25 protein-coding genes and 2 tRNA genes are annotated in these 26,459 nt (G+C 56.3%); 16 read left to right on the top strand and 11 right to left on the bottom strand.

What is annotated here, in order from left to right:
• Positions 1-150 precede the first annotated feature (150 nt).
• A complete protein-coding gene (gene sufA / locus ACI2KA_RS00305; protein ID WP_059760334.1) occupies positions 151-540 on the top strand; it encodes a Fe-S cluster assembly scaffold SufA in 390 nt (129 codons plus the stop codon).
• A 203-nt stretch (positions 541-743) separates the two neighbouring features.
• Here sufA and ACI2KA_RS00300 read toward each other — a convergent pair whose 3' ends face one another.
• A complete protein-coding gene (locus ACI2KA_RS00300) occupies positions 744-1,034 on the bottom strand; it encodes a hypothetical protein (RefSeq protein ID WP_404498216.1) in 291 nt (96 codons plus the stop codon).
• Positions 1,035-1,212: 178 nt separating this feature from the next.
• Here ACI2KA_RS00300 and ACI2KA_RS00295 point away from each other — a divergent pair, with 178 nt between their 5' ends.
• Together ACI2KA_RS00295 and ACI2KA_RS00290 are read left to right on the top strand one after the other, a co-directional pair.
• Positions 1,213-1,446, top strand: a complete 234-nt coding sequence (locus ACI2KA_RS00295; RefSeq protein WP_404498214.1) for a hypothetical protein — start codon at positions 1,213-1,215, stop codon at positions 1,444-1,446.
• Positions 1,427-1,930: a DUF6714 family protein gene (locus ACI2KA_RS00290; protein WP_404498212.1), complete on the top strand. Its 504-nt coding sequence runs from the start codon at positions 1,427-1,429 to the stop codon at positions 1,928-1,930. The genes ACI2KA_RS00295 and ACI2KA_RS00290 overlap by 20 nt, the downstream gene beginning before the upstream one ends.
• 92 nt (positions 1,931-2,022) lie before the next feature.
• Here the strand turns inward: ACI2KA_RS00290 and ACI2KA_RS00285 are convergent, their stop codons facing one another.
• The 3 genes from ACI2KA_RS00285 to ACI2KA_RS00275 are packed head-to-tail and all read right to left on the bottom strand — an operon-like array spanning position 2,023 to position 5,252.
• Positions 2,023-3,231: an ABC transporter permease gene (locus ACI2KA_RS00285; protein WP_404498211.1), complete on the bottom strand. Its 1,209-nt coding sequence runs from the start codon at positions 3,229-3,231 to the stop codon at positions 2,023-2,025.
• Positions 3,221-3,940 carry an ABC transporter ATP-binding protein gene (locus ACI2KA_RS00280; RefSeq protein WP_404498209.1) on the bottom strand — a complete coding sequence of 240 codons (720 nt, stop codon included), beginning with the start codon at positions 3,938-3,940 and terminating at the stop codon, positions 3,221-3,223. The genes ACI2KA_RS00285 and ACI2KA_RS00280 overlap by 11 nt, the downstream gene beginning before the upstream one ends.
• A 13-nt stretch (positions 3,941-3,953) precedes the next feature.
• Positions 3,954-5,252, bottom strand: a complete 1,299-nt coding sequence (locus ACI2KA_RS00275; protein ID WP_404498207.1) for an efflux RND transporter periplasmic adaptor subunit — start codon at positions 5,250-5,252, stop codon at positions 3,954-3,956.
• Between the two features lie 237 nt (positions 5,253-5,489).
• Between ACI2KA_RS00275 and ACI2KA_RS00270 the strand changes: the two genes are divergently transcribed.
• The 3 genes from ACI2KA_RS00270 to ACI2KA_RS00260 all read left to right on the top strand — a co-directional run bounded on the left by ACI2KA_RS00270 (position 5,490) and on the right by ACI2KA_RS00260 (position 6,633).
• Entirely contained in the window at positions 5,490-5,639 is a 150-nt protein-coding gene (locus tag ACI2KA_RS00270) for a hypothetical protein (RefSeq protein WP_404498206.1), read from the top strand.
• A 225-nt stretch (positions 5,640-5,864) separates the two neighbouring features.
• Positions 5,865-6,308, top strand: a complete 444-nt coding sequence (locus ACI2KA_RS00265; protein WP_404498204.1) for a VOC family protein — start codon at positions 5,865-5,867, stop codon at positions 6,306-6,308.
• A gap of 106 nt (positions 6,309-6,414) precedes the next feature.
• Positions 6,415-6,633, top strand: a complete 219-nt coding sequence (locus tag ACI2KA_RS00260) for a hypothetical protein (RefSeq protein ID WP_404498202.1) — start codon at positions 6,415-6,417, stop codon at positions 6,631-6,633.
• Positions 6,634-6,689: 56 nt separating this feature from the next.
• Here ACI2KA_RS00260 and ACI2KA_RS00255 read toward each other — a convergent pair.
• Positions 6,690-6,766: transfer RNA gene (locus ACI2KA_RS00255), tRNA-Arg, on the bottom strand.
• 42 nt (positions 6,767-6,808) lie between these two features.
• A complete protein-coding gene (locus ACI2KA_RS00250; RefSeq protein ID WP_004442361.1) occupies positions 6,809-7,114 on the bottom strand; it encodes an ETC complex I subunit in 306 nt (101 codons plus the stop codon).
• A 265-nt stretch (positions 7,115-7,379) separates the two neighbouring features.
• On the opposite strand from ACI2KA_RS00250, the gene ACI2KA_RS00245 reads away from it, so the two are divergent.
• Positions 7,380-7,456, top strand: a tRNA-Pro gene (locus tag ACI2KA_RS00245).
• A gap of 52 nt (positions 7,457-7,508) precedes the next feature.
• On the opposite strand, the gene ACI2KA_RS00240 is transcribed toward ACI2KA_RS00245, so the two are convergent.
• Complete coding sequence (locus ACI2KA_RS00240) at positions 7,509-8,651, bottom strand: ceramide glucosyltransferase (protein WP_404498200.1); 1,143 nt, start codon at positions 8,649-8,651, stop codon at positions 7,509-7,511.
• A gap of 217 nt (positions 8,652-8,868) precedes the next feature.
• On the bottom strand, positions 8,869-9,138 hold the full coding sequence (locus ACI2KA_RS00235; RefSeq protein WP_404498198.1) for a DUF982 domain-containing protein: 270 nt from the start codon (positions 9,136-9,138) through the stop codon (positions 8,869-8,871).
• 213 nt (positions 9,139-9,351) lie between these two features.
• Here ACI2KA_RS00235 and ACI2KA_RS00230 point away from each other — a divergent pair, with 213 nt between their 5' ends.
• Positions 9,352-9,600: a BON domain-containing protein gene (locus tag ACI2KA_RS00230; RefSeq protein WP_003522642.1), complete on the top strand. Its 249-nt coding sequence runs from the start codon at positions 9,352-9,354 to the stop codon at positions 9,598-9,600.
• A 58-nt stretch (positions 9,601-9,658) separates the two neighbouring features.
• On the opposite strand, the gene ACI2KA_RS00225 is transcribed toward ACI2KA_RS00230, so the two are convergent.
• Both ACI2KA_RS00225 and ACI2KA_RS00220 read right to left on the bottom strand, forming a co-directional pair.
• Entirely contained in the window at positions 9,659-10,141 is a 483-nt protein-coding gene (locus ACI2KA_RS00225) for a DUF192 domain-containing protein (protein ID WP_404498196.1), read from the bottom strand.
• Positions 10,141-10,719 (bottom strand): cold-shock protein, encoded by a 579-nt coding sequence (locus ACI2KA_RS00220; protein WP_142859176.1) that lies wholly within the window; start codon positions 10,717-10,719, stop codon positions 10,141-10,143. The genes ACI2KA_RS00225 and ACI2KA_RS00220 overlap by 1 nt, the downstream gene beginning before the upstream one ends.
• Before the next feature lie 192 nt (positions 10,720-10,911).
• Here ACI2KA_RS00220 and ACI2KA_RS00215 point away from each other — a divergent pair, with 192 nt between their 5' ends.
• The 3 genes from ACI2KA_RS00215 (at position 10,912) to ACI2KA_RS00205 (ending at position 13,667) form a co-directional block, all read left to right on the top strand.
• A complete protein-coding gene (locus ACI2KA_RS00215) occupies positions 10,912-11,352 on the top strand; it encodes a VOC family protein (RefSeq protein ID WP_404498194.1) in 441 nt (146 codons plus the stop codon).
• Positions 11,353-11,508: 156 nt separating this feature from the next.
• The gene (locus tag ACI2KA_RS00210) at positions 11,509-12,747 is read left to right on the top strand and encodes a YcbK family protein (RefSeq protein WP_404498192.1); all 1,239 of its coding nucleotides are present in this window, start codon (positions 11,509-11,511) and stop codon (positions 12,745-12,747) included.
• A gap of 176 nt (positions 12,748-12,923) precedes the next feature.
• A complete protein-coding gene (locus tag ACI2KA_RS00205; RefSeq protein ID WP_404498190.1) occupies positions 12,924-13,667 on the top strand; it encodes a glycosyltransferase family 25 protein in 744 nt (247 codons plus the stop codon).
• A 321-nt stretch (positions 13,668-13,988) separates the two neighbouring features.
• On the opposite strand, the gene ACI2KA_RS00200 is transcribed toward ACI2KA_RS00205, so the two are convergent.
• Positions 13,989-14,609: a ParB/RepB/Spo0J family partition protein gene (locus ACI2KA_RS00200; protein WP_404498188.1), complete on the bottom strand. Its 621-nt coding sequence runs from the start codon at positions 14,607-14,609 to the stop codon at positions 13,989-13,991.
• 499 nt (positions 14,610-15,108) lie between these two features.
• On the opposite strand from ACI2KA_RS00200, the gene ACI2KA_RS00195 reads away from it, so the two are divergent.
• The 5 genes from ACI2KA_RS00195 to ACI2KA_RS00175 all read left to right on the top strand — a co-directional run bounded on the left by ACI2KA_RS00195 (position 15,109) and on the right by ACI2KA_RS00175 (position 26,337).
• Positions 15,109-15,630 carry a hypothetical protein gene (locus ACI2KA_RS00195; RefSeq protein ID WP_404498186.1) on the top strand — a complete coding sequence of 174 codons (522 nt, stop codon included), beginning with the start codon at positions 15,109-15,111 and terminating at the stop codon, positions 15,628-15,630.
• Positions 15,631-16,127: 497 nt separating this feature from the next.
• Positions 16,128-22,589 carry a M10 family metallopeptidase C-terminal domain-containing protein gene (locus tag ACI2KA_RS00190; protein WP_404498184.1) on the top strand — a complete coding sequence of 2,154 codons (6,462 nt, stop codon included), beginning with the start codon at positions 16,128-16,130 and terminating at the stop codon, positions 22,587-22,589.
• Between the two features lie 83 nt (positions 22,590-22,672).
• A complete protein-coding gene (locus ACI2KA_RS00185) occupies positions 22,673-23,170 on the top strand; it encodes a toxin-activating lysine-acyltransferase (protein WP_404498182.1) in 498 nt (165 codons plus the stop codon).
• A gap of 180 nt (positions 23,171-23,350) precedes the next feature.
• Positions 23,351-25,030, top strand: coding sequence for a type I secretion system permease/ATPase (locus ACI2KA_RS00180; RefSeq protein WP_404498180.1), 1,680 nt, complete (start codon positions 23,351-23,353; stop codon positions 25,028-25,030).
• Between the two features lie 47 nt (positions 25,031-25,077).
• The gene (locus tag ACI2KA_RS00175; RefSeq protein WP_404498178.1) at positions 25,078-26,337 is read left to right on the top strand and encodes an HlyD family type I secretion periplasmic adaptor subunit; all 1,260 of its coding nucleotides are present in this window, start codon (positions 25,078-25,080) and stop codon (positions 26,335-26,337) included.
• The last annotated feature ends 122 nt before the right edge of the window (positions 26,338-26,459 follow it).

Below are 26,459 nucleotides of genomic sequence, written 5' to 3'. Positions count from 1 at the left end.
TTGACGGGTGTCATCCCTTGATGAGACTCTCGGACGCGATTAAATTGAATTCCATAAACATCGAGCCTTGAACTCGATTGGATTTATGAGCATCGCCTGTCCGAAAACCGGGTTCCACTTTTCGGGCCGATGCATGAGGAGAATAAGCCCATGGGCTTTGCGATCATGACCATGACCGGGGCTGCTGCCTCGCGCGTTAAAGCAATCGTCGAAAATTCCGGACCGGATGCCAGGGGCGTGCGCGTCGGCATCAAGAAGGGCGGCTGCGCGGGCATGGAATATACCATCGACCTCGTGACCGAGCCGGATGCGAAGGACGATCTCGTCGAATTCGAAGGGGCGAAGGTGTGGGTTCAGCCTTCCGCCGTGCTTTATCTGCTCGGCACCCAGATGGATTTCGAAGTTACCAAGATGCGCTCCGGTTTCACCTTCAACAATCCGAACCAGACGTCGGCCTGCGGCTGCGGTGAGTCGGTGGAGCTGAAACCCGCCGATCTGGCGGCGCTGGCAAAGCAGCGCGAGGCTGAAGCCAGCGTTTGATCGCTTGCGTGGGCCTTCGATAGCGCGGGGGTCCTTTCCTTGTGCACGCAGCATTCCCGCAAACGCGACGTCATCCTCGGGCTTGACCCGAGGATCCATTCCCCTCACATCGCTTGAAATGTTCGCAGATCCTCGGGTCAAGCCCGAGGATGACGGAGGACAGGTCTGGGATTGCGTTTCCCGGAACTGATTGTCACCGGAAATCAGTTCTCGAAGGACGATGGCTGCTGTTTCAGGGTGTTGATAAAATCCGCCAGGGGATGAATCGGTGGCGTCGTCGTCAATAACGGTTCGAGAGCGGCGGCGATCGTCTGGCAATCGTCTGCCGAGAGCGGTCGAAGGCTCGAGACGATTTTGTTGTAGGCGGGTGTCCCGCGCGATGCGAGGGAGCGATTGATGACAAACTGCTCCGTCTGGCCGTCAATGCGCTCCACGAAGAGGGCGAGCGAACCGCCGTCTGCGGCAGCGGCGCTGTCCAATACCGATTTGAACATCCAAACTCCATCCGATAAACTTCAGGGTGAGCCTATCCGATTGACGCCCTGACGCAAGATCAGCAAGGATATCGGATATTCTGCGAAGTTTGGCGGGGGGTGCGGAACCGCATGCCTTCCATGCTCCGGGAAGGCGTTTCGGGCCGCCGGCGGGATTGATCGTGGGGAGTGAACCGAAATGGACATCAGTAGCGCCTCGATTGATATCTGGACGATAGCTGTGATCGTCGCCAGCGTCGTGGCTGGCCTGACGCTGATCGTTGGTATTGTTTGCCTTGCGTTTTACTGGGAGGAGACAAAGGGATCTGCGGCATCCAAGGGTGACGCGTTGAACAGCCCCCCGCTCGAACGGACTGAGGGTGGAGACTGGCCGACAGTGCACGGCGACGCGAGTGGCGGAACGCACCATTGAACAGGCAGGCTATTTGATGAGGCCGGAACCCGATATGATTGCCAATGCCAAAGCCGCTGTGCGAGCGGCATTCGCGGGTGTCACTTTGGGTGGCGGCGTCGGTCTTTCCGAGGCGCAGGCACTTGACGATTATGCGAATGATGAGGTTCGCGCGACATATCGCGCCGGCGATGAGAAGCATGATTGGGCGGCGATCCCGCCGAGGGAGCTCAACAGACATTCCGGCAGCCCCACCTTCCTTGATGCTGAAGGAATGCGATTTCATCTGCCTGCCTATATGATCGCTGATCTCGATGGCGACTATAGGCATGAATTCGCACCCTATTTATGCGGGTGCGAGGAGAAGTTTTCCTTGCTGACCCCTTTGCAACGGACTGCCGTGGAGGTGTATCTCCGCGCCATCAGTGAGAGGGAAAATGTGCCGTCCTATCAGGATGACATAAATCGCGCACTTGAAGAGTGGGTTGGTCTGCGCGCGCCTTAGCGAGCGATTAAAGCGGTTCGGCTAATCCCCCGGAAGAACCGGAGGTTTCCGTTTATTGTCCCAAAAGCCGGTTGCGGTTTGAAATCCAGCTTTCATTCATGCCTGAGCGCCTCGATCGGGCTCAGGCTTGCCGCCCGCCGCGCCGGGAAATAGCCGAAAATCACCCCGATGGCCGCCGAAAAGGCGAAGGCGAGGAAGATGATCGACGGGCTGGTGACGAAAGGCACGTTGAGATAACCGACGACGGCATAAGCAAGGCCAAGGCCGGTGAGGATGCCGACGAGGCCGCCGAAGGCCGACAGCATGACGGCTTCCACCAGAAACTGCGTCAGCACCTGTTTTTCCAGAGCGCCGATGGCGAGGCGAATGCCGATTTCGCGGGTACGTTCCGTCACCGACACCAGCATGATGTTCATGATGCCGATGCCGCCGACCAGCAGGCTGACGGCGGCGACCGCGCCCAGAAGCCCGGTCAGCAGCGTCGTGGTGCCGGTCATGGCCGAGGCGATCTGCGTCATGTCGTTGACAGTGAAGTCGTCTTCGCGGCCGATGCCGATGCGGCGGCGTTCGCGCAGCAGGTTCTGCAGGTCGCTTTGCACCTTGGCGGTGGAAACGCCGTCCTGTGCCGAAACCATGATGGATGAAATGGTGGTGGTGCCGCCGATGCGCCGCTGGTGGATTTTAAGCGGCATGATGATGGTGTCGTCCTGGTCGTCACCGAGGCCGGATTGGCCTTTTCTGGCCAATACGCCGATGACGGGGCAGGAGATGTTGCTGACGCGGATCGTCTGCCCGACCGGGTTTTCCGCGCCAAAAAGTTCCTGGCGGACGGTTTCGCCGATGATGCAGCCGATCTGGCCGCCGCGATCTTCGGCGGGCTGGAACTCGCGGCCGAGCGCGATGGTCCAGTCCTGCGCGATCAGATAGTCGTTGCTGGTGCCGACAACGCTCGTCTGGTGGTTCTTGCCGCCGAAAATGACGGTGGCGGCGGAACTGCGGTTCTGTGGCGCGACGGCGCGGATGCCGGTGATCTGGTTGCGAATGGCCTCGACATCGCGGTCGTCGAAGCGCTTGGCCTCCGTGCTCGCCCGTCCGGGGCCGAACTGGCCGGGGCGCAGGAACAGCATGTTGGTGCCGAGCCGTGACAATTCCGATTTCACCTGCTCGGTCGTGCCGTTGCCGATGGTGACCATGGCGATGACGGCGGCCACGCCGATGACGACGCCGAGCACCGTGAGGAAGGAGCGCAGGAGGTTGCGGCTGATGGCGCGCAACGCAAGACGCGACGTTTCAAAGAACATCCGATGTCTCCTTTTCGTCCACGGCGCTGTCGGAGGCGAGGTGGCCGTCGACAAAGCGCAGCAGGCGGCCGGCGTGGGCGGCGATATCCTCTTCATGGGTGACCATGACGACCGTGATGCCCCTGTCGCGGTTAAGCGCGGTGATCAGTTCCATGATCTCGATGCTGGTCTTCGTGTCGAGATTGCCGGTCGGCTCGTCGGCCAGAAGCAGGGCAGGGCGGGTGACGATGGCGCGGGCAATGGCCACGCGCTGTTGCTGGCCGCCGGAAAGCTCCTGTGTCGTGTGGTCCTCGCGGCCTTTGAGGCCGACCTGCGCCAGCGCCTCCATGGCGCGCTCGCGCCGCTCCGAGGCCTTCATGCCGCGATAGATCAGCGGCAGCTCGACATTCTCCACCGCCGAGGTGCGTGACAGAAGGTTGAAGCCCTGAAACACGAAACCCAGCATATGCCGGCGCAGCAGCGTCAGATGTTCGTTGTCGAAGCCGCTGGTGGGCACGCCCTGGAACAGATATTCGCCGGCGGTCGGCACATCCAGACAGCCGATGATGTTCATCGAGGTGGATTTGCCGGAGCCGGACGGCCCCATGATGGCGACGAATTCCTGCGCGCGGATCGACAGGCTGACGCCGTCGAGCGCGCGGATCGTGGCTTCGCCGCGGCCATATTGCTTGACGACATCGCGGAATTCGATGAGCGGCGGCTGTTGCATGGGTTTTCCTCCGTCAGCCGGCGTTGCGGGCCGTTGCGTCGGTTATCACCTGGTCATCGGCCTTCAGCTCGCCGGATTTCACCACGGTATGCTGGCCGTCGGTGGAGCCGGTTTCGATGGCGACGGAGACGGGCGTATTGTTGCGCAGCACCCAGACGGTTCTTTTGCCTTGCGTGGCCTGGCCGGCTTCGCGGTTTTGCGGACGGCCCATGCGCGGCGGGCGGAACAGGCTCATCAGCCCGCCGCCCCGGGAGGCGGATTCGCGCGGCGGCGTATAACGCAGCGCCGAATTGGGCACCAGCAGCGCATCCTTGATGTCCTCGACGACGATATTGGCGGTTGCCGTCATGCCGGGGCGCAGCAGCAGCTCCTCATTGTCGACCGTCAATATGCCCTTGTAGGTCACCACGTTGGACACGGTTTCCGAGGCGAAACGCACGGTCTCGATCTCGGCCGGGAAACTGCGGTCGGGATAGGCGTCGACGTTAAAATTGGCCTTCTGGCCGGTTTCGACCTTGCCGACATCGGCTTCATCCACCGAGACCTGCAATTCCATGTGGCGCAGATCGCCGGCGATGGTGAACAGCACCGGGGCGTTGAGCGAAGAGGCGACGGTGGCGCCGGGATCGACGCTGCGGGTGAGGATGACGCCGTCTATGGGCGAAACGATCTTGGCCTTGCCGAGATTGACCTCGGCGAGCCTGAGATCCGCTTCCGCCGAAAGTACGGTCGCCTCGTTGACGTCAAGCGTGGCGGCGGCGGCATCGTGGCTGAACTGGGCGGCATCCAGATCCTGCTGGCTGGACACCCGGTTCTGCACCAGCGATCTCAGGCGTTCCATCGAGGTTTTCGCCGAACCGAGGTCGGCGCGCGCCTTCAGCACATTGGCCTTGGCGGAGGCAAGCTTGGCGCGGGCGCTCTGCACGTCGGCCTCCAGCTTGTTGGTATCCAGCTCGGCCAGGACGTCTCCGGCCTTGACCGGGCTGTTATAGGTGACGTTGACCTTGCGCACCGTGCCGGACAGTTCGCTCGATATATCGACCTGATCCGTCGGCTGGACCGAGCCGGTGGAGGTGACGATGACCGAAAGATCGCCCTGGCGGGTCGCTTCGGTCGTGTAGCTATAGGCGACGCCCGCCGCGCGCGACTGGTAATAATAACCGAGGCCGCCGCCAATCAGCACGATGGCTGCTGCGGCATAGAGATAGCGGCGCGACTTTTTCTTGCGGCCGTTTCTGTTCGTTCCCAGAATCTCGCGCAGATCGGGCTGGCTGTTTTTTGAGTCGCTGCCATTCGTATTGGCGTCATTCATTCTCGTCACCCGCAAAATTCAAAATACCACAGAGGGTTGTTTCCGCTCTCCGGTTTGTCCGTCCATCTGTCGTTCCGTATTCCTCTGATTGTGGGAAGTGACATAGCTTGCCCCCGGGGTGAAGTGAAAACTTGGTAATATTTATGATAGTTCTGCTCTGTTAGAGATAAGCATTAACAAGGCCGATGCCACCGATCCGGCAGAGGTTTCAGCAGCGACAGCCAGGACGATGATGAAATGAACGACAACGTGGTGAAGTTCCGCAAACCGGTGCCGCCGAAAAAACCGCGCGAACCGCTGGGGCCGAAAGCGAAAAAGGTTTTGACGATTGTGGCTGTCATCGCGTTTTTTGTGGCGGTGTGGGGGTATTTTACGCTGGTGGGGTAGGGGTAGATAAAAAATGCCTGCTGGGGCAGGCGGCGTTGCCGCTCTTTTTTGGTTCAGGACGGGCTCGCGAATGTGTAAGCCTGCCAAGCGGGTTTCTTTGATAATCCTTTAGAACCGGGGAAGCCACCGCTGATCCTGATGACGGCTATTGGCTCCAAATAGTCCTTGTTGGTGAACGCAGGGTACCAGGTATGGTATGCCTCATATATGAGAGTGCTGAACGCTATGAAGCTTGCTCACATCAATCTGGTTGCGCGGGATGTGGAAGCGCTCGCCGCTTTCTATGTGAATGTGATGAAATGCGATGTCCTTCGTGAACTGACAACTTTATCCGGTGACAAAATCTCGCGCGGGAACGGGATTCCAGCTTCTGAGATACGTAGTATCTGGCTCAGATTCCCCGGGCTGCAACAGCCGTTTCTGGAGATTCACGAGCACGGTGTCACCCACCCCCGAGAGCTGCCAAGGGTGAATGAACCCGGCTTCGGGCACTTGGCTTTCCAGATGAAGGACATCGGCAGAACCCTCTCCAAAGTCATTGAAGCGGGAGGGACGCAGATCGGGCAGATCACGGACTTGGGAACGCCAGAGATGCCCTATCTGATTGCTTACGCGCGCGATCCTGAAGGAAATGTGCTTGAACTTGAACAAAGCGTCAGTGGTGGCTAGTGGCAGCAGAGATGCCTGGGCGATCATGTGCGATCACTGTTTAAAATGCCATTTGCCAACAGGCTCATAGCCAATATCTTTATCCACGGCCAAGGGAGGTGGTTATATGAAAGGCTTTCGTGACAGCGTGTTTTTTCCCCTCACGCTCCTGACCGGCGGCGTGGTCGCGTTTTTTCTCTTCCTTTACGTGACAGGCCGCGACCCGGACGAGCGACCCTTGACCCTGTTGGAATGGGTTATCGGCGGGATGCTGATCGGACCGGGTTTCGGTTATCTCTTCAGATGGAGAAAGATGAAGAATAACGGGCGTGCAAACACGGAGTGACACCGTGCCGGCGATCAGGCCCTAAAGACGCAATTTATCAGTAGTTTGAGAAGCGGTGGCGACCCCTGCAGGACTCGAACCTGCGACCTACTGCTTAGAAGGCAGTTGCTCTATCCAGTTGAGCTAAGGGGCCGTCTGGCCGGGCAGCGATGCTGCCGGCGAAAACTGTCGTGTTTCAATGCGTCCAGGGCTGGGTGCGGTTGAAACGGAAATTGTCGGTGTAGGAAACCACCTTGCGGGTCGCTTCCTTCGGCTGGATGACGCGATATTCGATGCCCTTGCGCTGCGCATAGGCTTCGGCCTGTTCCTGCGTCTCGAATGTCAGCTTGACCTGCTGCTTCATGTCGGAGCTGGAGGTGTATCCCATGATCGGATCGATCTTGCGCGGAACCTCGGCGTCGAATTCCAGAACCCAGACATTGGTCTTCGCCTTGCCGGATTGCATGGCGGTTTTTGCAGGGCGGTAGATCTTCGCAGACATGTCGAAACTGCTCCGGTTGGGCGGCGGGGCATGGCGCCCCTGAATTATTCTTCACGTACCTGAATAGAATAACCAAATCGTGTCAGGAACGCTGAATTTGAAATGGACCGACTTCCGGTGAGAGTCAAGACGATTATCCCGCGCTTTCCTTTGCCGCCGCCGCCGCGCCGGCCCGGATTTCGCCGATGAGGGGTACGGCTGAACAAAGATGAATTTCCTGTTGCGGACTTCAGGTGAACCGTGTATTCCCCAGCCATCGCCTCGGCGGAGTGTAGCGCAGTCTGGTAGCGCATCTGGTTTGGGACCAGAGGGTCGGGAGTTCGAATCTCTCCACTCCGACCATTTTAAGGCAAAGCATCGGCTTTCCGGCGTAACCTCTTCAAAAAGCTTCCGTTCAATCTGTGGATGGCCCGGCCAGAGTGCTCTCCGCCGTGCCGATCGTCATGACATTGCCGCGCCAGGCCACGGCGCTGCCGATCCAGCTGCGCGTCCAGACGACGGGCATGATCATATCCCGGGCGATCATGGCCGGCAGCGTATGGAGCGACAGCGGCCAGCGGTTGAGGGCGGTGAGCGCCAGTTCGGGAACATACATGATGGCGAGCACGGCAAAGGCGGTCGCGGCAAGGTCCATATCCATCATGGCGGCGGCGGCGAGGGCGAGGAGAAGCGGGGGCAGCGCGCCGGTCAGGATTTCCGGTGCGAAATAGTGCGGGAAGGTCACGCGTCTCAGCCGTGCCCAGCGGGTCTGGCGCGACCAGATTTCGCCGGCATGGCGGCGGCCCAGCGGCTGCTCGAAGGGAGCGGATACCAGATGCACCCTGCGACCGGCATTTCTGATCAGTTTCGTCGAAGCGGCGTCCTCGGCAATTTCTGCTGCGAGCGCGCGGATACCGCCATGATCTTCGAGGAACGGCCTGTTCCACAACATCGACTTGCCCTGTGCGAAACCCATGCCGATCGCTTCCGCCGCATATTGCCAGCGGCCCTGCGAGCCGTTGAGGAAGGCGCATTCCACATGCGCCCAGAACCCTGCCGGCTGCGAACCGAGCGGCGGCGAGCAGACCAGCCCGCTGTCTTTCCGCCAGGCCGACATCATCGTCGCTATATAGGATTGCGGCATCAGTACGTTCGAATCGGCGAGAATGACCCAGTCGTGCCGGGCGGCGCGCCAGCCCTTGACGCAATTGTTCAGCTTTGGATTGGCGCTGATCCGGTCGTCGCCGATGAGAATCTGCGCTGCGATTGCCGGGAAGGCGGCGCTTGCGCGGCTGACCTCCTCAATCACCGGATCGAATTCGTCGGCGACGCAGAACAGCAATTCGTAATCCGGCCAGTCGAGTTCAAAGGCGCGTGACAGCGTCAACGGGGTAAAGCTTTCCACCCCACGCAGGGGCACGACGATGGAGACCGGCGGTTTTTGCCGCACGAGCAGGTTTTCCGCGTCGCGCCGCGTCAGCCGCCAGCCGGCCAGCAGGATGCCGAGAAGATTGAAGGCAAGGAGCAGGATTGCGCAAAAAGCAAAGACAGTTTCCATGCTGGCCAGTTCCACTCCCTAGCTGCTGGCGGTCTGTCCGCCTCCCGATTCCATGGAATTCGTTCCTGCCGATTATAACGTTTAGGTGACAGTTACATGTCATCATCCACCGGTGAGCAGGGTGCATGCTGCCGGACATGGTGCCGGGGATGCGGTTTGCCGCAAAAGAAAAAGCCCTTCGCAGCGAAGGGCCAGTCGTCACCACGGGCAATGAACTTTAGTGGATGTTCAGAATATGCGCGTGACTGCTTGCGATGAGAAACGATTCCCTGGCTTTTTCGATGTCGCATTTTCCGGCGATGGCATCGAGGCAGTTTCTGCGCGCTTCTTCATATTCCGGTCCGTGTTCTTCCGGCCAGCGGTACATCAGCATGTCCAGCGCCACCAGCGGGCTGTAGATTTCCACGGCCGCGGACAAGGGCAGGTGGATCGCCACCGGCTTCATCCACGAAGCGTGGTGACACGGCTCCGTTCTGTTGATCAGCATGTCATTTTCCTCCCTGTTTCACGCGCCTTCATGGCGGTCTTCACTCCCATGCGCGAAATGCCCGTCTCACGAAATGGTTCCCGATCACCTAAAATGTGATCGGTCGGGGGGTTCCAATTTTGCAAGATGAATGGAAGATGAACGAAATGATGAACCGGAGATGAACAAAACCGCTATTGGCGCGTTGTAATGTCCATAAGAAGGAGAACGCAGATGTTCAATTTGTCAGGCATTCAGGAAAGCTTTTTCGGCGACCGCATGGCCGGTGTCTGCCAGGCGATCACCTCGGCTCTGGCCTTCGAATCGGGCCTTGAAAAGTCGCGTATTTCCGCAACTGTCGAAAATGATGTGATCTATCTGGAAGGGACGGCCGATTCGGTCGAGGCGATCGATATCGCCATCAATCTCGCCGCTTCCATTTCCAACTGCCGGATTCTGAGCCATATCGAGCCGGTTTACTGACGATTGCGACAGCCGGACGGGTTTGTCCGGCTCGTTCAGATACAATAACGCGGCAATATCATTTCCGGTTGCCGATCTGCGCGCTGCGGACCATATCGCCCGGCTTGATGCCATAACGTCTGGCAGCGCCGCCATTCAGTTCAAGCACGAATTTCACCGGACCACGGGAGCTGATGATCGCTTCCGAATGCGGCACCGCGTTTTCGTGAATATGGGTGATGCGCCCGTCGCGGGCGATGAACAGCATGTCGAGGGGGATGAGGGTGTTGCGCATCCACATGGCCACATCCCGCGCCTCACCGAAATCGAACAGCATGCCGTTTTCCGGCGGCATGGACTTGCGGAACATCAGGCCCTGCTCGCGCTGGGCATTGTCGAGCGCCAGTTCGGCAACGAAATCGTGGGTTTTACCGGAAGCGGTTTCGACCGTCAGCGGCTCTGACGTGAATGTCTGCCGTTCCTGAGACTGGGCGGCGCTGGCGAGTGTGAAAAAAACAAGCGCCAGGACGGCGCTTTTCACCATGGCGCGCAGGGCGGCCATCAATGCGACATTCCGATGGAAGCGGGATTGTCGGGATGGATTTCCGCGGCCATCAGGCCCTTGTCGCCATCGCCGTAACGCACCAGCACCACCTGGCCGGGGCGAAGCTCCGTCAGGCCGAAACGGCGCAGCGTTTCCATATGCACGAAAATGTCTTCAGTTCCTTCGCCGCGCGTCAGAAAACCGAAACCCTTGGTGCGGTTGAACCACTTGACGATGGCGCGTTCCAGCCCGCTGGACGGCGTCACCTGAACATGGGTGCGCACCGGCGGCAGCTGCGAGGGATGAACGGCGGTCGACTGATCCATGGACAGGATGCGGAAAGCCTGGAAACCGCGGTCACGCCGCTGGATGAGCGCGACGATACGGGTGCCTTCGAGGATGGTCTGGTATCCGTCACGGCGCAGGCAGGAGACGTGCAGCAGCACATCCTGCATGCCGTTGTCCGGCACGATGAAACCGAAACCCTTGGCGACATCGAACCATTTCACGACGCCGGTGATTTCGGTCAGGTCCACGGCATCGCCCGAAAGGTCCTCGAGATCGACTATCGTCTTCGATGACATCCTATCAGCCATATCCTGCCAACCCCTCGATTACGCGCCATACACCGGTCAACTGATTCCTGTGCGCCAGATTAACATCTTGGTAACGGTTCGACGCAAGCCCTAGTTTTTGATTTGCGCAGCTGCTTTTATGTCGCCGTCCTTGTCCGGGGCTTGCCATCTGGCGTTTAACGACCCCGGACCCGTGTATTGGAGAGGAAGACAATGCGGTATCTGCACACGATGGTGCGCGTCAAAGACCTTGGCGAATCACTGAAATTCTATGGCGACCTCCTGGGTCTTACGGAAGTACGCCGAATCGAAAACGAAAAAGGCCGTTTCACTCTGGTGTTTCTTGCGGCGCGCGACGACATTGCTGCGGCAAAGGAAAACAAGGCGCCGTGCCTTGAGCTTACCTATAACTGGGATACCGAGGATTACACCGGCGGCCGCAATTTCGGCCATCTGGCTTACGAGGTCGACAATATCTACGACTTCTGTGCCCGCCTGCAGCAGAACGGTATCGTCATCAACCGCCCGCCGCGCGACGGCCACATGGCTTTCATCCGCTCCCCCGACGGTATTTCCTTCGAAATCCTGCAGAAGGGCGAAAGCCTCGCACCAGCCGAACCATGGATATCTATGCAGAATACCGGTTCCTGGTAAGGATTTTCCGGCCAGTAGCGGCATTTTCGGGTGCTCTTGCCTTGTCCGGACGGGATGAGGCATAGTCCGCGAATCGAAACGGCCTGTCCCGTTTGGGGAAAGCGCACGATTCCGTTGCCGTGCTGCTGTTGGAAATGCAAGATACGGAGGCCATCCATGAAAACTGTCGAGGGCGCGAAAGGACGCGTTTCCTGTCAGCGTCTCGTCATTGCGGTTTCGCTGCTCGGACTTTCCGGCTGCGTCTCGGCGGTGACGGATGACGAGATGGCCGCCAGCGCCAAGAAGCCGGAAATTACGGCGCAACAGAAACCGCAGTCGGCCGCAGCGGCCGTCGCTGCGGCTTCGACCGGCGCGCAGGCCGGGCATTATGTCGATCCCGCCGTGGCGTCCGCCTCCGGCGGGGCGATGCCGGTCCCGCCGCAGACACCGGGCGGCCCGGCGCAGGTCTACGGCGCCGCCGCCGATATTGGCGGCCTGACCACACAGCCGACGGCGATTTCCGCCGGCACCTCCAGCATCTATTCCACCGCCCGGACGGTCGCGCCTTCCGCAGCGGCGGATGCAGCCGCTGCCGGCGTCACGCCATCGCAGAAGATCGTTCCCGCCGTCAGCAGCGTTTATTCGGCGCCGGCGCAGCTTCAGCCCGCCGCCGCACCGGTTGCGGTGCCGGTGGCGGAACAGCACAGCGAAAACCGCCAGCCTGTTCCCGTGCCCGCGCCGCCGCAGCTCGCGGCCGTTGCTGCCGCGCCGCCCGCCGCCAATGCGGCGCCCGGAGGTGAAAGACGGCAGGGCGAGGGCACCGGCGTTACGCTTGCGGCATTTTTCGCCGGAGCCGCCAAGAAGCGGCTGCCAAAAATGATCGAGAACGGCGGCGCCGCAAATACCGAGGTGGCGGCGCTGCCCGGCGCGGCGGACAGGACGATGGGCATTGCGCTTGCCGGCCGCTCGATGATGTCCGATGAATTCGACGACGCCCATCTCGAAGACGAAGAGGATCAGCCGACAGGCCTGATGAAGCTTGCCTCGCTTTCCGGCCTGACCCGTGTTGCCCCGAACGGGCTTTTCCTGCAGACGGACCATGTCGAAGTCGGCTGCTTCAAGCCGGAGCTGGTGCGGATGATCAAGGATGTCGAGCACCATTACAACAGCCCGGCGATCGTCACCTCGGGTTATCGTCCGCCAAAGGGCATAAGGCAGGGCTCCAAGCACTATACCTGCGATGCCGCCGATATCCAGATCAAGGGTGTCTCCAAATGGGAGCTTGCCACCTATCTGCGCTCCCTGCCTGATCGTGGTGGCGTCGGCACCTATTGCCATACCGAATCGGTTCATATGGATACGGGCGAACCGAGAGACTGGAACTGGCGCTGCCGCCGCACTGCTCCCCGCAAATAATCTCGCGCCGCGTTTCGGGTGGCGATCAGACCGGCATGTTGCGGCCTCCAAACCGCCGGGCCGAAAGTCCCTTCAGGCGTGCCTGACGACGCTGCGCTTTTCGGTCTGCGAATGGACGGGCGGCGCGCCTTGCTGTAGGAGACGGTCTCCCGTCTCATGCGCATGGTGTGTTCCGAATGCTGCCGATCTCCACGTTTCCCATCTACATCATTTCCATTGCCCGGGCGCGGGCAAGGCTTGAGAAGATGCTGGAGGGCGCCGCCGGTCTCGGGCTGGATCTGCGCCCGGTGGAGGGTGTCGACGGCAAGACCGTTCCTCCGGCCGAATGGACGGATTTCGACCGGCGCGGTTTCGAATTGCGCAACGGCCGCCATGCGCTCGCCGGTGAATATGGCTGCTACGCCAGCCATATAAGGGCGCTGGAGATATTTCTTGCCACCGATGCGCCGGTGGCGGTGATCGTTGAGGACGACGTTGCCTTCACGCCGGAATTTTCCGAGCGGGTCAGGGCAATGGTCGCGGTGATGCCGGAAAATGCGATCGTGAAACTGACCAACCATCGCCGCAGCGGATTCAAGAGCCGGAAAACCAGTGCGCTCGGCGATACGCTCGGCCGCTGCATCTACGGTCCGCAAGGATCGTCGGCCTGCTATATTATCTCGCGGGGCGGGGCGGAGCGGTTTGTGAAAGCGGCACGGGTGATGACGTTGCCTTTCGACCGCGCCCTGGAGTGCGGCTGGGGCTATGGCACGGACGTCTATGTCACCGACAGGGATTTCCTGCCATTCGGTGATCCGGATACGCTGGTCGGCACGCGCGCCGAATATCGCGGCAGCAAATTCGCCCGTTTCAAGCGGATACCAGCCTATCTTGCGAGCTTCTACGACAATATTGCGCGGTATGTTTACGCTTATCGCTAGGAAGCCGGTCATGTCCGTTCGCGGACAGGCTGCATGATCGGATTTCGCCATGGGGGCTGAACCGGAGTCAGGGTAATCTATCTATAAGTTATTGTATTTTCTATTTTATTCACAGTGGATTCGAGAGTATGCGTAAAAATGTGTGTGTGAGTGGCGGCGATTTGAAGGCGTTTCAGTCGATGTTCACGGAGATGTTACTCGGCCAATTCGGGTTTTAATTCGGTACTGGTTCGTTGATATGCCGTCTGGCGTGCCCAATCGTATAGTCGTCGTAATAGCTCTCGCTTGCATTCGTTATTTTTAGAAAGAGCCTATTCAAAATTATCTTGAGCAATTTGTTTTCGCGGATTGTGGGGATGGCCGAATCTTCGTCCACAGGCGTGCCGTGTGCGGCCAGATTCCTTCGTTTCCGAGCGGTTCTTTCAGGTTGGCCCAGCGATATCCCAATAACCGCTGCCGTATGGTGATAACGGACTGCCCGAGCCGTGCCGCAATGTTCTCCGGTGCCATGCCGTCCGCGGCAAGCTGACGATAGGAGAGGATTTCGTCAACGATGTGCATCGCCTCCCGCTGCACGTTTTCAGCCAGCGAAAGCTCTGTGTCGCTCTCTGCATTGCGGATGCTGCAAGGAATTCCCGCGTCAGGGGTCAAACGGCCTTCCTTCGCGAGAAGACGCAACGCGGCCAGACGACGCGAACCTGCCACGACCTCGTATTTGCCTTTCTTAGCCTTTCGCACGGTCAGGTTATGGATGAGGCCATGGGCCTCGATGCTGTCAGCCAGCTCCGATATGCCCGCGGCGGCATTAGTGCGCCGGACGTTTGCCGGACTTGGCACCAGCCGGTTGAGGGCGATGGCTTCAACTGCATAATGCATGGCTACGGTGGGCTCTGCCACGGTCATGGCGATGACGGCCTCGTGTGAGCTCCTAATGATGTTCATGATGGCGTCCTTTGTCTTGGTTGCTTGGATAGGACAGGGAAATAGGACCCCGTCCTGTTTCCCTGGGCCGCGTGAGCGGTGGGGCTGGAAGGGGACAACAGGGATTCGCGGGGAACCGGCTGCACGGAACGCAGTGGAGGAAGCTGGGCGGAAGACCTGTTTGGGGGAGAGAAGGGGCAACGCCCCTCGGTCCCCACACAACTAAAATGACGTGGGCACCGCGACTCTTGGCATGTCTCGGACCGGGGCGGGTCTCTCGGATTGGTTCTGCCCAATTGGCATAATGTGGTTCTATCGTGGGCTTATTTGTGCATTAGGTACGTTGATTTTTCTAATGTATAGGCATCTTGTTTTCAGATGTTGACATTCTTCAAATACGCCAATAATCCTTCATAAATAAGTATACTTTGTTGGGTTTTAAAATATACGCATGAGTTGGCGTAGCTTGTCATGGTTTTTTATCGTTATTTTACATTTAATACCGTAGGCGAATTTAATAATGTCGCAAAAAGAAAATAAGTCAATAATATTAATATATGTTAATATTATTATGTCTTTGTTTTTAGTCCTTTTTTTGTCTTTTTTTGGGGGGATTCCTTACGGGCCGCACTATATCGATACTTATAAATCTCGTCCGAGAAATTGTATCCCTTTGAGTAAATCATCCGCCTTTGCATGGCCGCCGGTTGTGATTTACGGCATCTCGCCAAACTTCAGGAACCTCGTACTGGCCGCTTTCCCAATCGGCTCCTGCGAAAGCAATCTCGTGGAGTGGATGAACTACATGGGGTTCGGGGAAGCTAGAAAAAGCGATTACGAATCTCATTTTCCTGAAGATGCCCAGTCGCTTCGACGAAGCGCCATCCGACGTTCGACAAACTCCTCTTTAACTTTACGTGGGCTGTCCCGAAACGCTCCGGTTGGGCGCTCTATTTTCTCGATTGCCTGGCGAACGGATGATGCGGGCCGACTTTCAGAAATTTATGCCGATACAGAACATTTTCATTTTGAATTGCCTTGAGAAATAGAGATGAGTCAGACGTCATGAATATAATTCGCCAGTCTGCTTTAATAAACGAAAAAATACGAATATAAATATTTTAACGGTCCTGGTTATTATGGGTAATCGAAATATAATTTCAATAATACCAGTATTTTTTGTATTGTTAGTATTAATTATTGCGGCGGGGCCCTTATTTATTCCTCTCCTTATACCTTACTTTCCGCCAAAAAGCTGCGACGTAGAGCTGTCGGAGTTTGAAATACGAAACATCGTCATAGATGAAATTAAGACCTCAGGATTGAGATCTTTTTTTCCAAAAAATGCCACCGATTTGAGAGCAGAGGACGGTTCCTGGGAAATAAAGAAACACAAAATTCCTGCCAATCCTGAATCCGAGTATGACACAAATAAATATGAAGCAAATTTTACACATCCACGTCAATTCGTGAGCGCTTTTATTGGGAGCTGCGGGAAAATAAACATGATTTTCAATAAACCATTTGCGGGATATAGGTATGGGAAGCTTTAAGCTTATCGATGAAGAAAATAATATTTGGATTGGGAGTCTAGCGGATTTCAATGCCAATGTTGCAAACAATTTCTACAGCTATGGGGTGCCCGACGGTTACACTGCTCTTACTCAAGGTGGGGGTGGAAAGGCTGCAACCGTAATTTTTCCTGCTGATGAATTTTTTAAGAAGGTTGTAGATGCAGATAAGGGCATCGACTTCGATAAACTTTCTCCCGACAAGTTTTCTTTTGTCCAAACTTTTTTTGCCGGAAAGTCTGGTTTGGCATACGGAACGTATAGCGCTGCTCAATTGCGCGATGCCAAAGTTGGGGGACTGTCGATTAACGGCACGCTGTATGATTGGGGATCGAATTTCGGTAGCAAGAAGCTGCCGAGTGAGGTGGGATTTACCATCGGGTCTTACAGTGTAAGAATTGCAGATGATACTAAGTTCCATCTTTCTCCGGCCGGCGTCAGTATATCTAATTTCGGATACTACGTTGCTGAAGATAATTATGATTTTCGATCCAGCAACGTGAGCGGTGTGGTGAACGGTACCGCATCTGTCATAAATGCAATCACAAAACCGTTCGGCATATACGAACCCGTTAAAATGGTCTTTGAAGGTGCGAGGTATCAAGGTCTAGTTAATCAGGGCAATTATCAAACAGCTTATGGTGATTGGTGCTTTCCTTCTTTCACATCCATCATGATGGACTCTGGAGAATGCAAGCCAATTAGTGATATATCAGAGGGCGACACGGTTCTCGCTTTCGATCCTTCCGCGGATCTAGGACGTGGCGGGCTTGTACCGTGTAAGGTAACTAGGCTTTATCGCAATACGACGACAGAGTGGATAAAACTGACGTGGCAGGAGAACGGTCAAGCACAGGTACTTGTGGCGACACCAGGCCATCATTTCCTTAACGTTTTCGGTGAATTTCCCCCGATTGAAGATATGATCGAGAATGGAAAGGCGACCGTTGTCCTTGCATCGGGAGCCACAGTTGAAGTAGCGGCGGAACGTATCGTCTACTCTCTGGATACCGCGCATATGTTCGAGCGCGCGAAAACACAACTTATTTCGGTAGATAACGCAGCTCTCGCTCCAACAATGGAGGATTGCTGGCAAACCTATAACTTCGAGGTGGAAGAACTCCATACTTATGTGGCAAGCGGCGTGCGTGTTCACAACAAGAGCACAGAGTCAGACCACACTGTGTCGCGTCAGGACGCAGACATTTTGCGGGATATGTTTACGGCAGATCAGGTCACCCTTATCGAAAAAGATGACGGCAAGTTTCTGTATTTCTTGGATAAAAATATCGAGATCGTACAGCTCGACGGAACGCGCGTAAAACTCGGCGACTACGTACCCATGACGCTTGAAGGCGCCGCTGCGGTGAGGGAGGCCTTAAGTGACGCGCTTGAGAGTATTCCGGGTTACTTGATGAATTATGCGCCCCAGATCATCTCTGATCTTGTGAGGGGGGGTGACCTAGAAAAAGTTGCTGAGAGCTACGCAATTCAATTGGCAATAAATCTTGGGGTCGATTTCCTCGCAGACACGTTCGGTCTCACTGGCGATAAAATCGGCTTTACTAAGGTGGGTGACCTCCCTGTTATAAACAGCGCGAAGTTCTTCGATACGTCGGCTGGCCAAGCTGTTAAGGGTGCCGTTATACAGTTTGCGGTAGTCGCTGCCCTTCGCGGTAGTGAAATGAATGGAAGCGACTGGGCGAAGTTGGCGGCTAACACGTCTATTCGTTATGCGGTCACGGAAGTCGTGAAGCAGTTCGAATGGGTCGCATCCAGTGTGCCCGTGGCAATGATTGCCGACAAGGGCACAATCCTGCTAACGCCAAAGTTGACGCCAGCGGGGGGCGCCGCGGTTGCGGCTGCGGTCACGTTCTTTTCCAACCTCGTTGATCACGGCTTCAAGGATTTCGATAAAACCCTAGTCCAGACGGCTGTCGCCGCGGCCACCACCTATATTGGCCAGACGCTTGGCGCAGCTCTTCTGCCGGTTCTCGGGCCGCTGGGCCCGATCTTGGGAGGCATACTGGGAGGTTTGTTCGGCAGCCTCTTTGGCGGACGCAAGCTGCCGCCGCCACCGCCTCTGGTTAAAATCGAATACCATGCCGATGGCACGCTGACCCAATACGTTACTGCACAATCAAGCGGCTATGGCGTTTCGGCCCGTGATGGACAGAATGACAAGCTTATCGGAAATCATGGGCCGGATACTCTGGTTGGTTCCAATGGAGACAACGAACTCTATGGGAATGGTGGAAACGACATTCTCCATGGCAAGGATGGTAATGATGTCCTGATCGGAGGTGATGGAAACGACTACGTTTTGGGCGGCAATGGAGACGATCGCATTTCCGGCGGGGAAGGTGACGACACGCTCTACGGCGACCAGGAATGGGATGGAAAGACCGCTTACGCCAGCAACGGCCCCGGTGGCAAGGATACGGTCACGGGTGGCGCTGGCAACGACTATATCCACGCTGGTGGCAATACTGACTTTGTCGACGGCGGCGAAGGAGATGACAAGCTTAACGGCGGTGATGGCGCAGATGTGGTGATTGGCGGATCGGGCAATGATGTTGTGTCGGGCGACACGGGCGACGACACCCTCTTTGGCGATATGGTCGTCATCGACCCTGCGGGAAACATGACGTTCTCCGGCGCAGGCGATGATCGCATCTACGCAGGTCTTGGTAATGACACCGTCTACGCAGGGGGCGGAAACGATATTGTCACCGGCAATGACGGTAACGATGTCATCAGCGGTATGGACGGGAACGACACCGTATGGGGCGAGAACGGCGATGACTCGCTTTTCGGAGGGGCTGGAGACGACATTCTTTACGGGCAAACCGGCAACGACACACTCGAAGGCGGGGAAGGCAACGATATCCTTGAAGGAGGGGACGGGCGTGACAGCCTTGATGGCGGGATGGGCAACGACACCGTTAATGGCGGCAATGGCAATGACATCCTCAATGGAAATTTAGGCAACGACAAGATTTCCGGTGGCACTGGCGATGATCTTCTTTTGGGAGGCGTCGGTGATGATGTACTCGCTGGCGGAGAACACAACGACCGCTTGCTTGGAGAGATCGGCAACGACATTTTGAAAGGCGATGCGGGTGACGACACGCTTTCCGGTGGTGCTGGTGACGATGTGCTGCATGGTGGCGAAGGGAACGATATTCTTGAAGGCGGTACAGAGAACGATGCTCTGAACGGCGATGCGGGCAACGACGTCCTTAATGGTGGTAATGGTGAAGACGTCCTGGTAGGTGGATTTGGTGATGACACACTGAGCGGTGGTGCTGGCAATGACGAACTTCTGGCAGGCGGTGGTAATGACACGCTAAACGGGGGAGATGGCGCCGACACACTGGACGGAGAAGAAGGAAACGACGTTCTCAGCGGTGGATTGGGTGATGACAGGCTCATTGGTGGCGTTGGAACCGACAGCCTTTCGGGCGGTACTGGCAATGACATCTACGAAGTCGATTTGTTTGGCGGGTCAGTAACTATATCAGAGACTGAGGGAACAGATGTTCTCAAGCTGACAGGCGGCGTGGAACCGAAGCATGTGTCGCTAACTCGGGACGGCGATGATCTCGTTATATATTCCGTTCGGGACAACGCAAATGCGGTTCGTATCCAGGGACAGTTTGCTGATGGCGCGCGTAAGGTGGAGGCGGTTCAATTTTCAAACGCCTACACCATAAATCTGACCAATCTCATCATTGGCGATGATGGTGACAACAATCTTGTCGGCACAGAGGGGAATGACGGAATTCTCGGCCTCGGCGGTAACGACAGCATCCTTGGCCTTGGCGGTGATGATTTTCTGGATGGCGGCGCCGGTAAAGATGGGATTTTCGGCGGCGGTGGAAATGATACGATCCACGGTTCAGGCGAAAACGATCTTCTTGTCGGTGATGACGGAAATGATGTGATCATTGGTGGCACTGGCGATGACGTGCTCGTCGGAGGCCAAGGCAAGGATCTTTTTGTCATTAACATTGAAGCAGGCAAGGAAACGATTTCCGATTTCGAAAAAGGCGACGATCGCATTGATCTCACTGGATTTGAAAACAGGTTCGTCTCGCTGAAGCAGATGAAGTATTTTGGTTCGGGTATTGAGCAGGCCGGTACCGACTCTGTGATGAAACTGGGGTCTGGACAACTTGTGTTGATCGAAGACGTCGATGCGTCGACTCTCGCGGAAAATGACTTCCTGTTTAACATAAAGAAAGTAGAAGGATTTTCTGGGACTGGCGGGAACGATATTATTGATGGCACCGCCGGCAACGACGTCATTGTCGATGGCAGTGGCTTCGACATCATGACGGGTGGTGCCGGTAGTGATGTTTTCAAGGTCACTGCACGCAGTGGTGATATTGACACCATTACGGATTTTAATTCAGCCGAGGATCGTATCGATCTCTCCGCATTTGGGGATCGAATTTCGGTAGCGCAATTGAGTTTCACTCAAAAGGGCGATGATACGATTGTCGAGTTAGGCAACAATCAGCATCTACTCCTGGAAAGAGTTCAGGCCAATTCCCTCAAAGACGAGAATTTCTATTTTGACGTCTTCGTTGATCGGACGATGGAGGCGCAACGTTTCAGTGGACATGTCGATCACGATTTCAGCAGGGACGACAATCCTGAAGGTGAGGCTGACAGTTCCGTGTTTGCGCAAGTGCATAGAAACGCCGATATTCCCAAGGGGTCGTCCGGTGCCGGTATTTGGCACCACGATCCATCTTTTGACAGCTTCGATAATATCTTCAAAACAGGTCCCAATGCAGTTTTCCACAATAACGAGGAATGGGTACGGACGGGGGGGAAGAAAAAGCAAAACGTGCTCGTCAAAGATTACGATTTCCGAGTTGAGGAGTTTCTCCTTTATTCGGGCTTTTATGATCTTCCAAGCGATGAATTGAGCCTCTCGAATGACGAGATGCATGGCAACTGGTGGTCGGAGCGTATATGGTCATTCGGCGGTAATGACGCGGTTTACGCGGGTGCAGGTGACGATCAGATCTGGGCAGGAACAGGAAATGATTATGTCAACGGCATGGATGGCAACGATGCCATCTATGGTGAAGATGGATTCGATCATCTCGTTGGCGGATCCCAGGATGACTGGATTCACGGCGGTGGTCATAGTGACAGACTCTATGGCGAAGATGGCAATGATTTCTTGAATGGCGGGTGGGGTGAAGATCTCATTGACGGCGGAAACGGGGATGACCAGCTCCATGGCGAAGAAGGGTTCGATATACTGAGGGGTGGTAGCGGTCACGATGCTCTGCATGGCGGTGGGCATAGTGACAGTCTTTATGGTGACGACGACAATGACCAACTTAATGGCGGGTGGGGCGAGGACTTCCTCGACGGTGGAAATGGTCATGATGTGCTAAACGGGGAAGATGGGTATGACATTCTTCGCGGTGGAGCTCATAATGACTGGATGAATGGCGGTGGTCACAATGATACGTTGTACGGAGATGACGGCGACGACACCTTGATTGGCGACTGGGGTGAGGACCGTCTGATTGGCGGCACCGGGCATGATGCCCTACATGGTGGGGCCGGGTCCGATGATCTCGAAGGCAATGAAGGAAACGATCGGCTCTATGGCGGTACCGGCACGGACGTTCTCAGAGGAGGCTCCGGCTGGGACTATATTGTCGGAGAAGATGATAGCGATCTCATTTACGGGATAGCCGGCAATCACTGGATTCACGGGGGTGTTGGCGCGGATGTCATCTATGGCGGCACTGGCGATGAGATAATATACGGTGGGTCCGGATCCGACCTGATTGAAGGTGGGGATGGAAGTGATCTCATCTTCGGTGGTGTCAATAATGACGTTGTGAAGGGTGGAATTGGGAACGACCGGCTTTTCGGAGGGGCTGGAAATGATCGTGTGAGCGGAGACTCCGGTGAAGACTACATTGATGGCGGAACAGGCGACGACACACTTCATGGTAACGAAGGCAAAGACCGGCTGATAGGCGATTTAGGTAACGACACCTTGGATGGTGGGGACCAAAATGACCAGTTGCTTGGGGGGCAGGGCCGGGACCATCTTATCGGTGGACATGGTTCCGATCTGCTGGAAGGCGGCGCGGATGACGATGTTCTTATCGGGGGAGCCGGCGCCGACGTGCTTGTAGGCGGACAAGGGGCGGACCTGTTCCGCTTCTCTTTCCGAACAGATAGTCAGCGTGCGATGATCGATGTCATTACCGACTTCGAACGAAATATCGACAAACTTGATTTCAGAGAACTTGAAATATCCTTTGAAAACCTTGTGATCGTTGAAAGTGCCAACCACACCGACATTTCGTTGGATCGGGAAGGTGATTTCTCGATCCGGCTTTTGGGTGCCGGGCACAAGCTCGATCAATCCCACTTTCTGCTCTAAGCGATTTGTGTTGCTCATTCCGGCTTCTGCAGGAGTCGGAATGAGTTCTTGAATGATTGAGTTACAAACTGTGAAATCGAACAATGACGAGCGATAACAATTCTACATCGTCTGATGCGGCTCAGTTGGGTATTTTGGCTCAGGCGAGCGGAAAACGAATAATCAAGCTTCTCGGTGAATTGGTTTACCTGATGTTATCGTCTGATCTTCATCGGAAATATTTCATCAATGATATTGGATCTGTGTTTTTTCCACCGATCGATCTCAATCAATTTCGCATATATTATAAAAACGGTGGTCCTGTGGGGTTTGTAACATGGGCATCGCTCAGTAAAGAGATTGAGGAGCGGTATCTCTCCACAGACTACATCCTGCGTCCGCAAGATTGGAATAGCGGCGATCGAATATTGTTCATGGATTTCATGGCTCCGTTTGGCGACGGAAAGAACATCGTTCGCGATCTTCGAAAAAATATCTTCCCAGATATTGCTGCACGTTCTGTTCGAGTTAGGGGAGACGCGAAGCTTCGGGTCCGTCATTTACATGGTGTAAATTACATGCGCGCAAGGCATACGGTGTGAGGCGGGGTAGTTTGCAACATTGACGAGGGTCAAATTCGCCTTAGTCATCGGGTGTGAAAAGATAGATATATTAGACAATTATATTTGAAGGTAACGGCGGCCCCCGCAGCATTTGCGCGGGCTAATTCGCCCAGGAATTGACCATTGCCCAGACAATTGAACCATGACAGGCGACGACCATTGGTCGACGCCACCTTGGGCGCGACCCGAGGTGCTTTTCTCTCGGTCGCTTTGCTCAGCGCTTTCACCAACATCCTGATGCTGACCAGTCCGCTGTACATGATGCAGATTTATGACCGGGTTCTTTCGAGCCGCAGCGTTCCGACTCTTGTTGCTTTGTCAGTGCTCGCCATCACCCTATATGCGTTCCTCGGTATTCTCGAACTGATACGCGCAAGAATCCTCGCGCGTATCGGCCAGAGGATCGACGAGCAGCTGGGTGGTCCGACTTTTGACGCCGTAATGCTTTTGCCGCTCAAAATGTCGAAAAGAGAGGTTGCTTCGCAGCCGGTCAGGGACCTCGAGCAGATGCGGCAATTCATGAGCGGTCCGGGTCCGGTTGCCATTTGCGACATGCCCTGGCTGCCGCTTTATGTTGGTGTGTTATTTCTGTTTCATTCCTATCTCGGGTGGTTGGCAATAATCGGTGCGGCCGTTTTGATCGTGATAACGCTTTCCAGCGAAGCCTTTTTCCGGGCACCTAGCAAGCGCATGTCCAGTCTGTCGTCAGTTCGCGCTAATTTCGTCGAAGCGGGACGGAGGAATGCGGAGGCATTGCATGCCATGGGCATGAAGAGCGCATATGCGCAGAGATGGTCAAAAACTAACGTCGCATACCTGAACGAGCAGCGACGAGTAAGCGATGCGACCGCCAGCTTTTCCACCTTCTCGAAAATTTTTCGTCTGGCGCTGCAGTCAGCCGTCCTCGCACTAGGTGCATGGCTTGCGATCAAACAACTGGCTTCGCCGGGTGCGATGATCGCAGCCTCAATTATCACCTCTAAAGCGCTTGCACCAATTGAGCTGGCGATCGGTCAATGGCGAAGCTTCGTCAATTTTCGGCAGGCTAAAGCACGTCTTAGCGAGCTTTTCGACAAGGCGGGAGCACACCAGGAGAAGATGTCGCTACCGGCGCCGGAAAAATCCGTGTTGGTTTCCAATCTTGCCGTCGCAGCCCCGGGCAATCAGTCCCTGATTGTCCGTGATGTCACCTTTTCCCTCAAGGCAGGGCAAGGTCTGGGCATCATCGGTCCAAGCGGTTCTGGTAAATCCACACTCGTGCGCGCGCTTGTCGGCATCTGGCCAGCGGCAAGGGGAACGATCCGGCTGGACGGGGCGGAACTCGACCAATGGCATCCCGAAGCGCTTGGCCCGTCGATCGGCTATCTGCCGCAGGGCGTTGAGCTGTTCGACGGCACGATTGCGGAAAACATCAGCCGTTTTTCCAACTCAGCTGAACCGTCGAACATTATCGAGGCGGCGAGGCTGGCGGATGTGCATGACCTCGTCCTGTCGATGCCGGAAGGATACGATACGAGGATCGGCACGAGCGGCGCGATACTTTCCGCAGGTCAGCGGCAACGGATCGGCCTTGCCAGGGCGTTGTTCGGAAAACCTTTCCTGATCGTTCTGGATGAGCCGAATGCCAGCCTCGACGCGGAAGGCGAACTGGCGTTGACGAATGCGATCACCATCGCCCGGCAGGGCGGCGCCATCGTGGTGATCGTCGCGCATCGCCCCAATGCGCTCTCGGCTATCGACAATGTTCTCGTCCTTGCCCAAGGCGCGATGGTGGCCTTCGGGCCACGCGACGAGGTGCTCCGCAAGACGACAATGCGTGCAGTATCGGAAAAAGCGTGAACACAACAAAACCAAGTCCGGCAAGCCGTTCCATTCGGCGTTATACAATGACGGGGCTATTCACCCTCGCTCTCATGGTTTTTGGCGTCGGCGGCTGGGCCGCCACCGCCAATTTGTCCGGTGCGGTGATCGGTACTGGCACCGTCGTCGTTGATGGCAACGTCAAACGTATCCAGCACAGGGAAGGCGGTATTGTCGGCGAGATCACCGTGCGCAACGGCGCGATCGTCAAGTCGGGCGATCTGCTCATTCGCCTTGATGCTACGGTGACGCGAGCCAATCTTGCTATCGTTGCAAAACAGATGGCTCAACTGGGTGCCAGAAGAATGCGGCTTGTGGCAGAGCGGGATAATGCCGGCATGCGCGCGGTCGCGATGCGGCGAGCTGATGAGGCCGATGAAGCGGACGTTGCCGAATATATCGCGGCGGAAACGTCGCTTTTTGCCGCCAGGCGGCGCACCCTTGATGGCCAGAAGGCCCAGCTCGGACAGCGGATCGACCAGATACGGCAGGAGAACGAAGGGTTGGTCGTTCGCAAGAGTGCCAAGGCGGAAGAATTGTCGTGGATCGGGCAGGAGCTTGTTCGCGTCCGAAGCCTCAACGAGCAGCAACTGATCCAGTTCAACCGTCTGGCGGAGCTGGAGCGGCTACGGGCGCAGCTCGATGGCGAGCGCGGCCAGCTGATCGCCGAGATCGCCAGGGCTGCGACACGCATCACTGAAACCGAACTGCAGATCCTTCAGCTCGATCAGGATCGGTTGGCGGAGGTTCTGACGGAACTTCGCGACGTCGACAACAAGCTCGCCGAACTTTCAGAGCAGAAGGTCACGGCCGAAGACCAGTTGAAGCGGATCGATATCCGCTCACCGCAGGATGGGATCGTGCACGAACTTGCCGTCCACACCATTGGCGGTGTCATCACCGCCGGCGAGACCGTGATGCAGATCGTGCCGATCAACGACCGGCTGGTGGTCGAGACAAAAATCCAGCCGGCCGATATCGACCAGTTGCATGTCGGCCAGCAGGCGACCCTGCGTTTTTCCGCTTTCAACCAACGCACGACGCCGGAAGTCGCCGGGTACGTGAAGACGGTTGCCGCCGATCTCGTCAGCAATCCACAAACGGGTGAAAGCTGGTATACAGCGCGCATTGAGATCGAGCCGGATGAACTGGCGAAACTCGGCAATCTGAGCTTGTTGGCGGGTATGCCGGTGGAGGCCTACATCAAGACCGGCGAAAGAACCGCGCTATCCTATCTCGTCAAGCCGCTCACGGACCAGATCGCGAAGGCTATGCGAGAGGATTAGCATGATCGGTTGTTTGGCGGACAGGTTAACTTAAACGTCCCACGGACAGGCGATGCGCGCAACGCAGTGAGCGCGGGCTTGTTTACGGACCTTTCGATTTCGAGATATTCGATCCGGAGGAC

This window comes from Agrobacterium sp. NPDC089420 (assembly GCF_044900305.1).
GTDB lineage: Bacteria > Pseudomonadota > Alphaproteobacteria > Rhizobiales > Rhizobiaceae > Agrobacterium.
Note: the sequence above shows the minus strand (reverse complement) of the source record. Positions and strands in the feature narration are given on the sequence as shown.